The organism is Clostridium sp. FP1 (assembly GCF_011065975.2).
Taxonomy (GTDB): Bacteria; Bacillota; Clostridia; order Clostridiales; family Clostridiaceae; genus Clostridium_AD; species Clostridium_AD tagluense.
The window spans coordinates 2,179,226-2,193,200 of the sequence record NZ_JAAMNJ020000001.1 but is presented as its reverse complement, the minus strand read 5'-3'; the positions used below and the strand labels follow the sequence as shown (position 1 = coordinate 2,193,200).

General features: G+C 31.6%; 15 protein-coding genes and 2 pseudogenes. 6 read left to right on the top strand and 11 right to left on the bottom strand.

All coding sequences use genetic code 11. The annotated features are described in order from the left end of the window. The first annotated feature begins 6 nt into the window (after positions 1–6). Together G9F70_RS10580 and G9F70_RS10575 are read left to right on the top strand one after the other, a co-directional pair. The gene (locus tag G9F70_RS10580) at positions 7–420 is read left to right on the top strand and encodes a helix-turn-helix domain-containing protein (protein ID WP_164946276.1); all 414 of its coding nucleotides are present in this window, start codon (positions 7–9) and stop codon (positions 418–420) included. 24 nt (positions 421–444) lie between these two features. Continuing rightward, positions 445–867 carry an ImmA/IrrE family metallo-endopeptidase gene (locus G9F70_RS10575; RefSeq protein WP_164946277.1) on the top strand — a complete coding sequence of 141 codons (423 nt, stop codon included), beginning with the start codon at positions 445–447 and terminating at the stop codon, positions 865–867. A gap of 256 nt (positions 868–1,123) precedes the next feature. Here the strand turns inward: G9F70_RS10575 and G9F70_RS10570 are convergent, their stop codons facing one another. The 3 genes and pseudogenes from G9F70_RS10570 to G9F70_RS10560 form a co-directional block, all read right to left on the bottom strand. Beyond that, a complete protein-coding gene (locus G9F70_RS10570) occupies positions 1,124–1,282 on the bottom strand; it encodes a DUF3990 domain-containing protein (protein WP_164946278.1) in 159 nt (52 codons plus the stop codon). A 191-nt stretch (positions 1,283–1,473) separates the two neighbouring features. Further along, positions 1,474–2,052 (bottom strand): annotated as a pseudogene (locus G9F70_RS10565) (GGDEF domain-containing protein). Between the two features lie 306 nt (positions 2,053–2,358). Next, the gene (locus tag G9F70_RS10560; protein WP_164946280.1) at positions 2,359–2,496 is read right to left on the bottom strand and encodes a hypothetical protein; all 138 of its coding nucleotides are present in this window, start codon (positions 2,494–2,496) and stop codon (positions 2,359–2,361) included. Between the two features lie 176 nt (positions 2,497–2,672). On the opposite strand from G9F70_RS10560, the gene G9F70_RS10555 reads away from it, so the two are divergent. Next, on the top strand, positions 2,673–2,858 hold the full coding sequence (locus G9F70_RS10555; protein ID WP_125003568.1) for an FmdB family zinc ribbon protein: 186 nt from the start codon (positions 2,673–2,675) through the stop codon (positions 2,856–2,858). Between the two features lie 192 nt (positions 2,859–3,050). Here the strand turns inward: G9F70_RS10555 and G9F70_RS10550 are convergent, their stop codons facing one another. Then, positions 3,051–5,150, bottom strand: coding sequence for a phosphoenolpyruvate synthase (locus tag G9F70_RS10550; RefSeq protein WP_164946281.1), 2,100 nt, complete (start codon positions 5,148–5,150; stop codon positions 3,051–3,053). 361 nt (positions 5,151–5,511) lie between these two features. On the opposite strand from G9F70_RS10550, the pseudogene G9F70_RS10545 reads away from it, so the two are divergent. Continuing rightward, positions 5,512–6,023 (top strand): annotated as a pseudogene (locus G9F70_RS10545) (VanZ family protein). A 285-nt stretch (positions 6,024–6,308) separates the two neighbouring features. Here the strand turns inward: G9F70_RS10545 and G9F70_RS10540 are convergent. Further along, complete coding sequence (locus tag G9F70_RS10540) at positions 6,309–7,439, bottom strand: MFS transporter (protein WP_164946282.1); 1,131 nt, start codon at positions 7,437–7,439, stop codon at positions 6,309–6,311. Further along, positions 7,409–7,621, bottom strand: coding sequence for a hypothetical protein (locus G9F70_RS27285; protein WP_318010993.1), 213 nt, complete (start codon positions 7,619–7,621; stop codon positions 7,409–7,411). The genes G9F70_RS10540 and G9F70_RS27285 overlap by 31 nt, the downstream gene beginning before the upstream one ends. Positions 7,622–7,945: 324 nt before the next feature. Here G9F70_RS27285 and G9F70_RS10530 point away from each other — a divergent pair, with 324 nt between their 5' ends. Then, positions 7,946–8,419, top strand: a complete 474-nt coding sequence (locus G9F70_RS10530; RefSeq protein WP_164946283.1) for a MarR family winged helix-turn-helix transcriptional regulator — start codon at positions 7,946–7,948, stop codon at positions 8,417–8,419. A 283-nt stretch (positions 8,420–8,702) separates the two neighbouring features. Here the strand turns inward: G9F70_RS10530 and G9F70_RS10525 are convergent, their stop codons facing one another. Next, entirely contained in the window at positions 8,703–9,587 is an 885-nt protein-coding gene (locus G9F70_RS10525; protein WP_164946284.1) for a LysR family transcriptional regulator, read from the bottom strand. A gap of 229 nt (positions 9,588–9,816) precedes the next feature. Between G9F70_RS10525 and G9F70_RS10520 the strand changes: the two genes are divergently transcribed. Then, positions 9,817–10,398 carry an NAD(P)H-dependent oxidoreductase gene (locus tag G9F70_RS10520; RefSeq protein ID WP_164946285.1) on the top strand — a complete coding sequence of 194 codons (582 nt, stop codon included), beginning with the start codon at positions 9,817–9,819 and terminating at the stop codon, positions 10,396–10,398. A gap of 271 nt (positions 10,399–10,669) precedes the next feature. On the opposite strand, the gene G9F70_RS10515 is transcribed toward G9F70_RS10520, so the two are convergent. The 4 genes from G9F70_RS10515 to G9F70_RS10500 all read right to left on the bottom strand — a co-directional run bounded on the left by G9F70_RS10515 (position 10,670) and on the right by G9F70_RS10500 (position 13,886). Next, positions 10,670–11,224, bottom strand: coding sequence for a hypothetical protein (locus G9F70_RS10515; protein ID WP_164946286.1), 555 nt, complete (start codon positions 11,222–11,224; stop codon positions 10,670–10,672). Between the two features lie 298 nt (positions 11,225–11,522). Next, a complete protein-coding gene (locus tag G9F70_RS10510) occupies positions 11,523–12,161 on the bottom strand; it encodes a lecithin retinol acyltransferase family protein (RefSeq protein WP_164946287.1) in 639 nt (212 codons plus the stop codon). 40 nt (positions 12,162–12,201) lie between these two features. After that, positions 12,202–12,918, bottom strand: a complete 717-nt coding sequence (locus G9F70_RS10505; protein ID WP_164946288.1) for a hypothetical protein — start codon at positions 12,916–12,918, stop codon at positions 12,202–12,204. A gap of 542 nt (positions 12,919–13,460) precedes the next feature. Further along, entirely contained in the window at positions 13,461–13,886 is a 426-nt protein-coding gene (locus G9F70_RS10500; protein WP_164946289.1) for a hypothetical protein, read from the bottom strand. Positions 13,887–13,975 lie beyond the last annotated feature (89 nt).

Genomic DNA, 13,975 nt, shown 5'->3' with positions numbered 1-13,975 from the left:
TTTTTTATGGAAGAAAGAGAAACTAATGAAATAATAAAGAGAATTAAAGAGATAAGAATTAGACAAAATTTATCTTATCAAGACCTAGCAGATAAAACCGGTATAAGTAAATCTACATTACAACGTTATGAAACTGGCTTTATTAAAAATTTACCTATTGATAAGCTAGAAATTTTAGCTAATGCATTAAATACTACGCCTAGTTATTTAATGGGTTGGGAAAAAGACTCTACTGATTCCTCTTTAGAATACAAAACCATAAAAACTCCTGAGGATGCCATGACATTCATATTAAAGCAGCCAATGTTAATGGCTTATGGTGGGTATGATATAAAGAAAATGAGACGTGATGAATTAGTTGATTTTGCCAACGAACTTTTGAGACAATTAGAGTTAATTAGCTATAAGTATAAGAAATAAATACCATTAAAGGGGATGGACTGATTGACAAGAAATGATATTGTTGAGACTGCTATCAAATTTAAAGAAACTTATAAGACAAACAATCCGTTTAAGATAGCAAAAATGTTAAATATAAATTGTAACTTTGTTTCTTTCAGAAAAAATGCAGTGCAAGCCTATATACTGAAACCTTATGAAGATATGCCACCTTGCATATGTATAAATTCCAATTTTAATAAAAGATCACAACAAATTTTTTGTGCACATGAATTAGGACATGCTGTTTTACATAAAAATGCAGGTAATCATTTTAATGGTGATTCATTATCAAATTCAAATGAGTATGAAGCTAATCTATTTGCTATTGCTTTATTATTTGATTCTAATTTATTTAAAATGGATATACAAAGAATGGATAACTATATACTGAAGTATATCTTAGATTTCAACGTTAATTATTCTTAAACTTAGGCTAATTGTATTTTAACGACAAAAAAACTACCGAAATGTATTTCTATAAATTTCGGTAGTTTATCTTACCTTTTTTAGGTGGCTTTCCAGACACCATAGAAGAAACTGGAAACAGTTTCTTCTTGCTAATTGACTGAAATACAGAATTGAATGGGATAATAGAAATTGAATCAATAATAGAAAATTATAATTCTAGTTAAATTTAATAAATATATTGTTAAATTTAACTAGAATTTAGTTAAGTTATTTACTAATAGGTGCAGTAGGCCTGTTTCTTATAGTTAAGACTAATTAGATTGTTATAAGTATTTAACATTACCCAGGGAATTTTCCCAAAATCTTTGTACGGTATACATTTATTTAAATCAATGTTTTCAATCATAATATTAGAACCATGATATAAAATCATTGTATATTACCTCCATTATTCTTAGATACTATGATCATTGCCGATGATTTTGTTACAATTGAGTTGTTAAACATTTATGTTTTCTCCTTAGTTATGTTTTTGTGTAGTAACTTAATTATAACAGGAGATTGCATAGATGCTTTTCTTTGTTGCTAATTATTCTTTATGTTATATAAGTTAATTCGTTAGTTTCAAGTTTTTTTAAAAAAGTTTAATGTACATCCTTTTCTTTTTTTACCTTCATACATAGCACTGTCTGCTTGATTGATTAAAATCTCTATATCTGAAGCACAATCAGGAAATATACTGACACCACTGCTTATATTTATTAGAATTTCTTTATCACCTATTATAAGTGCTATCTCTAACTCTTTATATATTCTATTAATTACTATTTCTACATCGCCTTCATTTTTGATAAACTTCTGTGCAATTATAAATTCGTCTCCACCAAAACGTCCAACAAAATCTGTATTTCGTATAGCATTCTATACTGTTTGTGCTGTATATTTTAATGCTTCGTCCCCAACCAAATGTCCATATTCATCATTAATTCTCTTGAACTTGTCCAAATCAAAAATAATCAGCGCAAACTTTTGTTTGTTTCTATCGCAAAGTTCCTTTGTTTCAATAAGCTGCTTCATTATATTAGCTCTATTTGCAATTCCTGTTAACGCATCAAAATTAGCTGAAAAATAATTAAAATAAATAATACTTAAAAATAATTTTGAAACTGGAACTGCAATAAAAAGAGCAATTGTAGAAAACATCCAGATACTACAATATGTAAATATTTTTTTTGAAATTGACTCTTTAAATATTAAGTGAATAGCTTAGGAATGAAACCAGTAATTTCTGCAATGTGTGATGTACTTAATATTCCAAGGTTTATAGACCAATTTAGCATGTAAAATCTGTCCGCATACGCTTCCATATTTTACAATAGTGTATCTTCTTTTTTAACGATCTTTATGTTGAATAATCCAACTTACAGCAGTATTTAATAAGTCATCCATATCCCTAATTTTTCTAATCTCTATACGTTCCCTATAATTATTTTAAAAATATAACCAAGCTTAATCTTGAAAGAATGTATAATAACTTCCCTTTTCGACATGGACTATGCTATCAAAACCTTTCATAATTGGCAAAAAAGTAGCAAGTTTAGTTATCATACTAAACTTATTAGCATTATTATGGCTGGATTGTGTCATGTTTTATGCCTCCTCTGTTTGAGTATTTACACTACTATCACAAATTGTATATTTATAACCTAAAATATTGTGATATAATTATAAAGCACTAAAAGCTGATGAAGAATAAGGATTGAATTAAATAAATTAAAAGAGGATGCTATCTTCAATAAAAAGAATAGTAGAGGAGGAATAATGTGACATATTCATATAAATGCACAAATGAGGATTGCAAAAATATCGTTGGATTCGATGTTGAAGCATCTATAAATGATAAACCATTAGAAACGTGTAAAATATGCGGCAGTAAGGTTAGTAGGGTTTTTAAGTCAGTAGCAGTTAGCTTAAATTTCCCAGGTTCATATAACAATACAAGAAAATAGTATAAGACATGTTTATCAAAATACTACGCCTAATGATATATCTAAATTAGTAAAGAATGGACGGACTTGATGCCTTAGCTAGTACCACTATACAAAGTGTACAGTCGGATAGTTAGCAGAAATCAAGTCTTTGCAGCCTACTTGCTCATAGCCTTTTTATTTCCATTCATCATAGCAGCACCTTAATTGTTTTCAATGGAGTATTTCTACATATCCTTCTGTTCCATTTACTTGAATTCTCTGTCCGTCCTTTATAAGTTTTGTAGCATTCTCCACACTTACTACCGCTGGAAGTCCGTATTCTCTTGCGACAACTGCCCCATGAGTCATCATTCCCCCAACTTCTGTGATAAGTCCCTTGATACTTACAAATACCGGTGTCCAGCTAGGATCAGTAAAAGTAGTAACCAGAATATCCCCTTCCTCGATATTTGCATCTTCGATTCTTAGTATTATCCTTGCTCTGCCTTCAATTATGCCTGCTGATACAGGTACCCCTGCCAAAGCACCTTCTGGGATCTTGCTTATGTCGTATTGACTGGATATAATTTCTCCATCGGATGTAATTACACGAGGAGGTGTAAGCTTCTCGTAAATCTCATAGTCTTCTTTTCTTTTTTGTATAATACTATAATCCAATTTGTTGGTTTTAATAACCTCTCTCAATTCTTCATATTCAAGATAGAATATATCACCTGGTTCCTTTATAATCCCCTGTAATACTAACCTTTCAGCTTCTTTCATAATAACCTGCTTAATAACCCACTCGTACCAGATTAAGGTATACTTGTTGAACTCACGGTAACCTGCATAATTACGAAGAACACTGATAGCTCTCTTCGCCTTTTTAGCTTTTACTCTGCCACCTGAAAGCTTTTGAAGCCTACTTAAAATATCCTGCTCCTTCTCTTTAGCTTCCTTGAGTCCCTGCTCAAATTTAGCTTCATGAGCATTAGGAGGATAAACCTTAATATTACCAAGGATCAGAGGAACCAATATTGTTGGTCTTTCATTCCATCTAGTCCTGCTTATATCTATTTCCGCAGAGCACCGCATGCCGTATTTCTTCAGGAATTCTCTTATTGCATCACGTGCTTCAATTCCTCCTGGAAGTTTTACAAGGTCCTCAAAAAAGGTTTCATCCTTAGGATGCTCTAAATATTTAATTACCTCTGGATACTTTCTTACTACATCTGATACATCCAAAAGCTCAAGTCCCATTTCTGAGGTAACATTATTAGATACAGACTGCGCAAGAGTATCCGCTAGATTTTTTTCCCCTAGCCATTTTTCAAGCTTCTTATTAATCCAGCTAGTTGCATAAGCTCCCGAAAAAACAACTCCGTAGGTATCCATCATATTGTCCTTTATTCGAGCCATGCTCTTCTCAACAAAATCAAAAAGCTCATTACCTGAAATCTTCTGTGACTGCTGCTCTAATTCCGACATCATAGCTCTGCTTCTTGACATAAAGTATTCCGGAATAGATGGATCATTCTGCTGAGCAGCATCAATCTCTCTCTGCTCAGTCCCTCCCTTAGGAATGCCATAAATGGCTACCTTCTTAGTAGATATCTTTTTATCTATAATTTTGCCTGCCTTCGCTTTATAGATATCCGCATTCACAAGGCCGGACACTAGTGCTTCCCCAAGGCCAAAGCTTGCATCTATAGAGGTGACCTTCCTGTTGCCACTTATAGGATCTGCAGTAAACATAATTCCTGAAGCCACTGGGAAAACCATCTTTTGGATAACCACCGAAAGATATACCCTGCGATGGTCAAAGTTATTCTGAATACGATAAATCACTGCTCTATCTGTAAAAAGTGATGCCCAGCACTTGCTCACGTGGTGAAGAATATCATCTTTTCCTATAATATTTAAATAGGTATCCTGCTGCCCTGCAAAGGAGGCCAGAGGTAAATCTTCGGCAGTAGCACTTGAACGAACAGCATAGGCGTTCTTTTCACCAAACTTTTTAATAAATGCTGTTATCCCTTCATCTATATCCTTTGGAATAGTGATTCCTTCGATTAAACTACGTATTTTACCACAGATTACACCTATTTTTTTTCTATCATCCACCTTAAGATGAGATAATTCCTCTAGAAGTCTGTTAAACTCCTTATTATACTCTATTACTTTTTTATAGGCCGCCGTAGTAACGCAAAAGCCCTCAGGAACCTGTAACCCTTCAATCCTTGAAAGTTCTCCCAGGTTTGCGCCTTTGCCTCCTACCACTTCTAGCTTTGACTTATCAATGTCTTTAAAGCTTAATAAATATGAACTCATTTTTATCCCCCCCATTATCATTTCCATGAATTTGATATATTTTCTTTTCCTTTTAGTACAATATTTAAGCTCATAGTGTTAATTTGAAAAACATATCAGTTAAGGTCCCAAATGGGGTATTAACGGTTGAACAACTTTTGTTTGCTATCAGCTAAACTATTCTTGAAAATGGATAAAATTTAAATTGTAATCTTAAGAAATCTTAAGGTTTAATTACAATTTTCTTAAACTCCTTTTTGTAATATAAGAAAGTAAGGAATGCAATTTATGAGAGAACCACTTTTATAATTAATTTGCCCTTGGATAGTTAATAACTGAACGTCAGAGAATAAGCAGGGATGAAATGAAAAACGGAGGTATTATGAATAAACGAGAGAGAATTAAAGCAGTATTTTTATATGGTGTTTTCATTTGTTACATACTTTTGCTAATTAAAATATTGTTCTTATCAAGAATTTCGCATTTGGAGCATAGATCAATCAATCTCACTCCTTTTTATAGTATAATGGAATATATATCTGGCAGATTTGCGAATGCTTTAGTAATGTGGTTGGCAATATAGTTATTTTTATTCCCCTTGGTACATATTTGTCATTATTCAAAAATCATAAAAGAGTAATAACCAATTTGCTCCTTATATTTATAGTGAGTTTGTTTGTTGAAATCATTCAGGGGCTTTTAGGCATTGGAGCATCAGATATTGATGATATAATTCTAAATTGTTTGGGTGGAGTCATTGGTATTTTAGGGTATAAGTTTTTATTGTTTATGTTACAAGATAAGAAAAAAGTACATACTGCAATCTCAATACTATCTGCTATCGGATTACCTAGTATATTATATTATTTATTCATGGTGAGAATGAGATTCTGAATATCTTTATTGCATATTTAAAAAGATGCCCTACACAAAAGGAACGTAGAAATGTTCATGAAGTAAATTTAATGAACATTTTTTATTAGTTAAATTGAAGAATAAGGGTATTTTTCTTTATCTTAAAAATCCATTTACTAAATAAGTATAATAAAGGAGAGCGGTTATATCATTTCAAAAATTAAACTCACGATAGTGATGTCGTGAGTTATTTAATGCTTTAATATGCAGATGATTTCGCAGTAAATAGTGGATAGTAGTGGATGTTCTTCTGTAAACTAAATGTTATTTTAATGTCTTCTTAACAAAAACAGTAAAAAATAATAGGCTAATAAACGCAGATACAGCACAAACAATAAATAACGTTTGATATCCCACGAGTTGTGAAACAAATCCTAGAATAATAGATCCTAAACCAATACCTAAATCAAAAGCGGTAAAAAATGTGGCGTTCGCTACTCCAATTTTCTCTGGTTTAGCTAATCGTATAATCGCTAGTTGAAGGGCTGGTTGTGCTGATCCGAATCCAATTCCGTACAAAATAGCTGTAATAACTAGTCCAACAATTCCTTTTGTAAATGCTAGGACTAATAGTGCGACAATTAGTATAAAGAGTGCAGGAATAATAATGACATCTTCTCCATACTTATCAGATATCTTTCCTGTAATTGGTCTAATTACTGCAAGTATGAAAGCATAAACTAAGAAAAAAGTACCAACATTAACTTGAATTTTTGCCGCAAACAGTGGTAAAAACGTTGTAATTCCACCAAAAGTAATGGATAGGAAAAATGTAACAATAGCGATTGGTAAAAGGTCTTTTTCAAAAAATGATATTGTGTTTTCATGTGTATGTTGAACTGCTGGGATTTTTGTACAAAATGCAAGTATAAATGCAATAAGCGCTAATGCTGTGCATAGCAAAAATAGATAATGAAATGAAAATGATTTTGCTACCCAAAGACCTAATATTGGTCCTAAAGCCATGCCCAAAGTCATTGAAAGCCCATACCATCCCATTCCTTCTCCACGACGAGATTTTGGAATGACATCAGTCACAGCCGTTCCTATAGAAGTTGTAGCAATTGCCCAGCTGATTCCGTGGAGGATACGTAACATCACTAAAAATATAATTATTGTTACCAAATCATAAAAATGCATTGTAATTGCAAAAAATATTAGTCCACTTATTATAAATACTCGTCGTCCATATTTATCCATTAATCCTCCAACAATAGGACGAACAATTACTGACGATATTGTAAACACTCCAATAATAAATCCAACTTGAGATTCACTTCCACCTAATTGTTTAATAAATATGGGCAGTGTTGGCATTAGTAAATAAAAACCACTAAATAGTAATAATGCTGTAATTGTCAGCATTATATAGTTTTTTGTCCATAAACGTTCCATTGTAATTCAATCCTTCTTTCTATAAATTTAATAAATTGATAATAAAAATCTAAATATTTATCAGCAACAGCTTTCGCTTCCTTTTCTGTTAAATCAAGTTCTCTACTAGCCTTAAAAGTACCGTTAATCATATCTACTCCTACATATGGCAAATCTTCATTGTATAAACCAAGTTCTACCACAGTATCATTGGGATGTGATTCATTATAGCTTTCTAAAAAAGTCTCATATAACTTTACACTAACCGCCTGATCTGCTGGACGATTGTTTGCTTTTACGAATAAAACTGTTTCATTCTCTTCTCCTCCTGTTAATTATTCTTAAGTTGTTAGATTAATCATTTAAAATAGGTATTCAATTACAATCATAGTGTATTGATTTTTTAGTGAATCCTATTTCTTTCATAGCAAAACAAATACAGTCAACTTGATTGACTATATTGCATATAGTATAATAGAATTAATAAAAAGTCAACCTAATTGACTTTATTTGAGGAGGTTTTATATATGAATCATCAAGTATTTAGTAAATTAGATCTTACATCACTCTTGTTATTATCTTTTAGAGCAGCGATTAACGAACTACATGATAGATTGAGCGAATTGGGATTTGAAGATATTAGACCTACACATGGGTTTATGTTTACATACATCACCCCAGATGGAGCAACGGGTATAGAATTAGCTGAATATTTAGGAATTACAAAGCAAGCTGTGAGTAAAATGGTGGATTACCTTGAGAAAAATGGTTATGTAATGCGTAAAATTCACCCCACTGATAAGAGAGGGAAAATTATTGTTTTGACCGAGCGAGGATTGTTAGTAATGAAAGCAAAAGAGGAGATACTAACTGATATTGAGCAACGTTGGATTGAAAATATAGGTGCTGAACGAATGCAAATGATCAAAGAAGATTTAATAAAATTAGTTCATGAAGCAAATGAAGGTAAATTGTCATCGAAGTTAATACCAGTTTGGTAAATATAAAGTGTCTAAAAATGTTAAATTAAACGATAATAACTGCTAATCAACCTTTTAGTAAATTGGGAGTAAAATAGTCGGCTAAGCAGTTTCTTATTTCATCTAAGTACTTATTATTAATCGGCATTTGTTTCCTCATTTTATATGGATATAACTATAAAATACGACTCAACAAAAGTTATAACAATCCACTTTATGATTTTTCGTCTAAAGCAAAATTTAAGAACGCCACCTAATCAGAAGACTAAGTGGCGTTCCGTTTGCATTTTATTAGATTGGGAAACTATGGGTTTACGTTATTATTAATACAAAGACTGATAAATTTTTTTGCTGATTTGGTAAGAAATTTATTTTTTTGATAAATAATAGAAAATTGACGTTTTAGCGAAACGTTTTTAATTTTTATCACATGGATATTACCTAATGATACACCTGCTTTTACTATTACATCAGGAAGAATGGTTAATCCTAACCCTGCTTTTACTGCCTCAAAAATGATTAGTATGCTTATACTCTCCCATCGTATATTGATTTCTAATTCGTGTGCTGCTAAGAAACTCTCAAAAAATTCCCTGTCATCACTACCTCTTTCTCGTAGTATAAAATCTTGTCCATCTAGCATGTTTAGATCTATTTCATCGTAACAGCTAAATGGGTGTTTTTTACCGCAAACTAAAACCAATTCATCATCCATAAACTTAATTTGTTCAATATTTGGACTCTGTACTTTACCTTCAATTAGGGCAATATCAACAGTATTTCTTAAAATATATTCTTCTATTGTTTTAGTATCATTTACAGCGACATTTACTTTAACAGAAGGTGTCTGCTGCTCAAAATCTTTGACATAAGAAGGCAATATACCAAAACCGATTGCAATACTTGATCCCACACGTAGAGTGCCGAAGGAGTCCCAATCTTTTATGCCTACTTCCACTTCGTCAGTTAGCGAAACAATATGAGTTGCATACTCTAATAAATGCTTACCAGTCTCTGTAATATATAGCCTTCGTGACACTCTGTCAAAAAGTTTAACTCCATAGTTTTCTTCAAGTTCACGAATGGCAATACTTACAGATGGCTGTGAAATGTGAAGTTTTTTGCCAGTAGCAGTTATACTATTGTTCTCACAAACTGCAATAAAAATCCTAAAATGCCTCAAGGTCATTTATTATACACCTCTTTCCATAGGTAATTAACTATACATATAATAAAATTATACTATTTTACTTATGAAGTTTCAAGATGTATAATTAAAATGATTTTAAAATCCCGCTAAAATATAACACACCGCTTACTTAAGAATGTTATAAAAAATAAGGATTTAATATGTTACAGATGTCTGTTACATTAAGATAATGTAAAAAATCTATATAATAAAAAAGGAGATTGATAATATGAATTATTTAGTTGTTAGTAGCCACCCTTATGAAGGAAGCTTTAACGCAGGAGTAGCAAAAACTGTTGTTGAAACTGTTTCAAAAAACGGGCATTCTGTTGAGTGCATCGATCTAGTAAAAGATGGATTTAACCCTCTTATGACAGGGCAAGACTTGTTGCAGTGGAGAAAAGGACAGATAGAAGATCCATTGGTGTTAAAATATAAAGCAGCAATAGATAAAGCAGATATAGTGGTATTTCCAATTCCGCTATGGTGGGCATCAATGCCTGCTGCTTTAAAAGGATTTTGTGATAAAGTTTTTCAGCTTGGCTGGGCATATAGCTATGGGCCAAATGGAACAATGATTGGATTATTAAAAAATAAAAAAGCAGTCGTTATTACAACTATGCAAACACCTAACGACTACTATAACAATCAATTGCAAAATCCTATTACTGGCAGCTTTATAAAAGATACTCTTCAAACCTGCGGTTTTGAAGTTTTAAAACATTTTCAAATTGATCAAATTGCAACTGGTGGTAGACCTCATGCTGAAGAAAAGTTGAATGAAATCAGAGATTATTTTGCCCAACAATAAATAATAATTAAGGAGTTATATAGATAGTATACATAACTTCAGGCTGTCAACAACAATAGTTGGCAGCCTATTTTCATAGTAAAATAAAAAATGAAAAATTCCCTCAAAACGTATGAGGGAACATATAACACACTTCATTTTTTTGTAAAAATCCTCTAAATCTCTCTACTCAAGCCTTTTCCGCTTTATCTTCACAACACACTCTACATGCGGTGTATTAGGAAACATATTAATCATTGAAAATAATATTCTCTTTTTATAGTTAATTAACTTAAGAATGTACTATTGTAATATCCCCATCTTCACGTACAAGCATAAACTTAATCCTTAATAATTTTATTTGTACATACTCTGACCATTTACATGCCAGTTCATAGCTTTTGGGTGAGTAAGGTACTGCTACCATAGGAATTATATTTTCATTCATTTCTCTACAAGTAACTAATTGTCCAATTGCCTCTCTCATTAGAGAATATTCTTGGCCATTTTTATTTGTAAAGGATCCTTTCTTACTTTCTATATATATTTCCTTACCGTCTTTTGTTTTTATGTTAACGTCACCAGTACCAGGCTTAGAATGAATAATTAATTTTGGCAAATCATCCGATAGTTTATATTCTCCCTGCCACCGTTTTAAATCGGTGCCTATTTTTATAAATCCTAAGTTCTTTAAAAATTGTTTTATATCAAAATGTATAGTTTCGCCGGTCTTTATATGAGCACCATCTATTGATACGAAAATATCCTCATTAGTTAAATAATGTTTTAGATAGTAATTTGCAATATATAGACTTACTTCTGCTTCATGCATTTTTTCTTTAGGCATAAATCCTCCTTAAAATCTAAAATTTTCCATACTTATTGTAACACAAACTGCTTTAACAATCATCCTAAATATTTCTGCTATAAAGTGCACCAACCCAACCTAAAAATGCACCCACCTAATCAAAAATCCATAGGTGGGTGCATTTAAATAATAAAAGTGCATAATTCCAAGCTCAAAACCTTAAAAAATCCCACTCTATTCACTCCAAAAACAACAAAAACCCCTGAATTCAAGGGTTTTCATTGTGATAGTAATTTTATTATTGCTAAATTGTATTGTATTCTATAATATTCAATTTTTATGTATATATTGTTTCAAATGGCAAGTCTCCAAGAATATCATTAACTTGATGTGATTCTGATATTCCTGTCTTGCACCAAATTGCAAAGTGTTCACAATTATTTGTAACTAAATTGTATTTACTTTCACCCATTCTTTCATGAGCTCTTTGAACAGTTTCCTCTGGTGAATACAAATTATAATTAAATCCTTTTAAAGTTCTAAATAACTTGTCCCATTGTGGAACAAAGGAAGAACTAGATAATGAAGCTTTAATATCAAACTCACTTGGTTTTCCATAAGATTTAGAAAACTTACATACAAAATAGCTATTAGAACCATCTAAGAATTTTTCAATAGTAGTCTCATGAATACAAATATCTTTGCCAAAGTCACCACTACGTGAGGCATAATGTATAATACAGTAATCATTTAAATAGATTCCAAAATGCTTATAACCTGTACGTCTCACTCCGATTACATCACCATATCCCACAGACTTACTACCTTTTTTATTAGTCCCATTTGAAGTAAGTTTTTCAACAGCTTTTTCAGAGACAGAGTGCACTATTTTTTCAACAATTCTAGTTGTTGGTGATTTAGGTACAATACCACCATCCGTAATTATATCAAATAGACTTTTCCCAAGTATACCCACAATTAAAACCTCCTAAATACAATATATACAAATTAAGAACCTATTTATTAGTTTCAAAAAGGTTTGTGCCGCTTCTCTTATATCTGTCACTCCAAAAAAGATCTAAAAATATCCTACTAAACTTTTCATTTATTTGTTTTGCTATAAAGGATACCCTCTTACTTAATATTTCTTGAAGTTTTATGTAATCAGTTTCATTATTAAGCATTCCATATTGCGAACTTCTATCAAGCCCAACACCATATAGCTCCTCTAATGAAAATATTAAATTAGAATTAAATATCCAAGAATCTAATGGCAAATATAAAAGCGGAATTATATCTTTCCTTTCTTTATCCAACTCTTTTGACATAAGTACAATATGTTCAATATATAAATCAATAGGTTTCCTTATTCTATTATAAGAATCTAAAATTGAAGAGTACTGATTTCTATTAGCGTTTTTTAATTCTTTTAAAATAATATCGTAAAGTTTATTCTCAATAATGTTTATATCCTCGACTGACTTTGCATTATTTAATGAAGCTATAACTATGTTTTTATTTTTAATCATTATTCCTTTATATATTTCACTTGGTGAATCAATTTCTCTAAAGGCACGCCAAGTTGAAGGAGATACAGCCCACATATTTTCATATTTTCCATTGCTTATTCTTACAGGTACTCCCAATATAATATCTTCATATCTGTATAGTAACTTTGGATTTTCCATAACATCACTAGCTTTTTGGATAATTCTTTCAAATTCATTTGGCAATTAAACCCCTCCTCTATACCAATATTCTACATTATATTAGATTATTTCTCAACAATATAATTTTTAATAAAGAGCTTTATCAGCCCTTTCAATCCTTACGTTACTATCCCACTCTCTTTATTAAAGTCATCAATTAAATTCTCTTACATCTTCCCATTTTTCATAACCTAAGAACTTTGTGTAATTTACTTTCTTTATTCATATTTTCTCCTAATACCCAACATAGAGTTTTCACTTATGAACCTAGATTCATCTGGTGCACTCTAATGAAACATATAACTCCCTTTTTAATATTTCCGCTAAAAAGTGCACACCCCCTACTAAAAATGCACACCCCCTACACTAAATTTCATAGGGGGTGTGCATTTATTTCAATTCAATCCAAGTTTTTATTATTTCACTCTCAATTTCCACACTGCATTTTACCCAAAAAACAACGAAAACCCCTGAATTCAAGGGTTTTCCATTGTATCAAACTTGTTGTTCTTTTATGAGATAATTAGGCTAAACTCATATTTTGATACAATTTAGCAAAATACACGTTATATTATAAAACCACATACTAAAAACAATGAATTGTTGCGAGCAATGTATCCTTCAATCCCGCATTCCACGCAAAGCTGAAACAGCCATTCTGCGATAGAATAATCTTCTTCCCAATTGTTCGCAGAATAGATAATCAAAACATCAACACATCCTGATCTAATCATTTTGCATATATTGAAAAAGCTACGATATGTTAAATCTTGATTCTTGGTTTGATAGTAGTCTGTCGTTACATATACCAATTCCCATTCCGGTTGATCTGCAATGAGTTGTCTGATATTTTTTCTAATCTGAACACCAGCACCGGTTCCTTTTTCAACACGGGCATAACCTACTACATGAGTTATTCCTGGTGTTCCTAAATATCGACTGGTCTGATTTGGGAATATAGGGGGTATAATGATTACATTTCTAGGATTCATGGCGAACTCCCCTTTCTACCGCTAGTTTCGGTAGTGTTATATTCGCTCTTAATCGCATGAATAGCAAGTCATTATAGATATCCAAACAA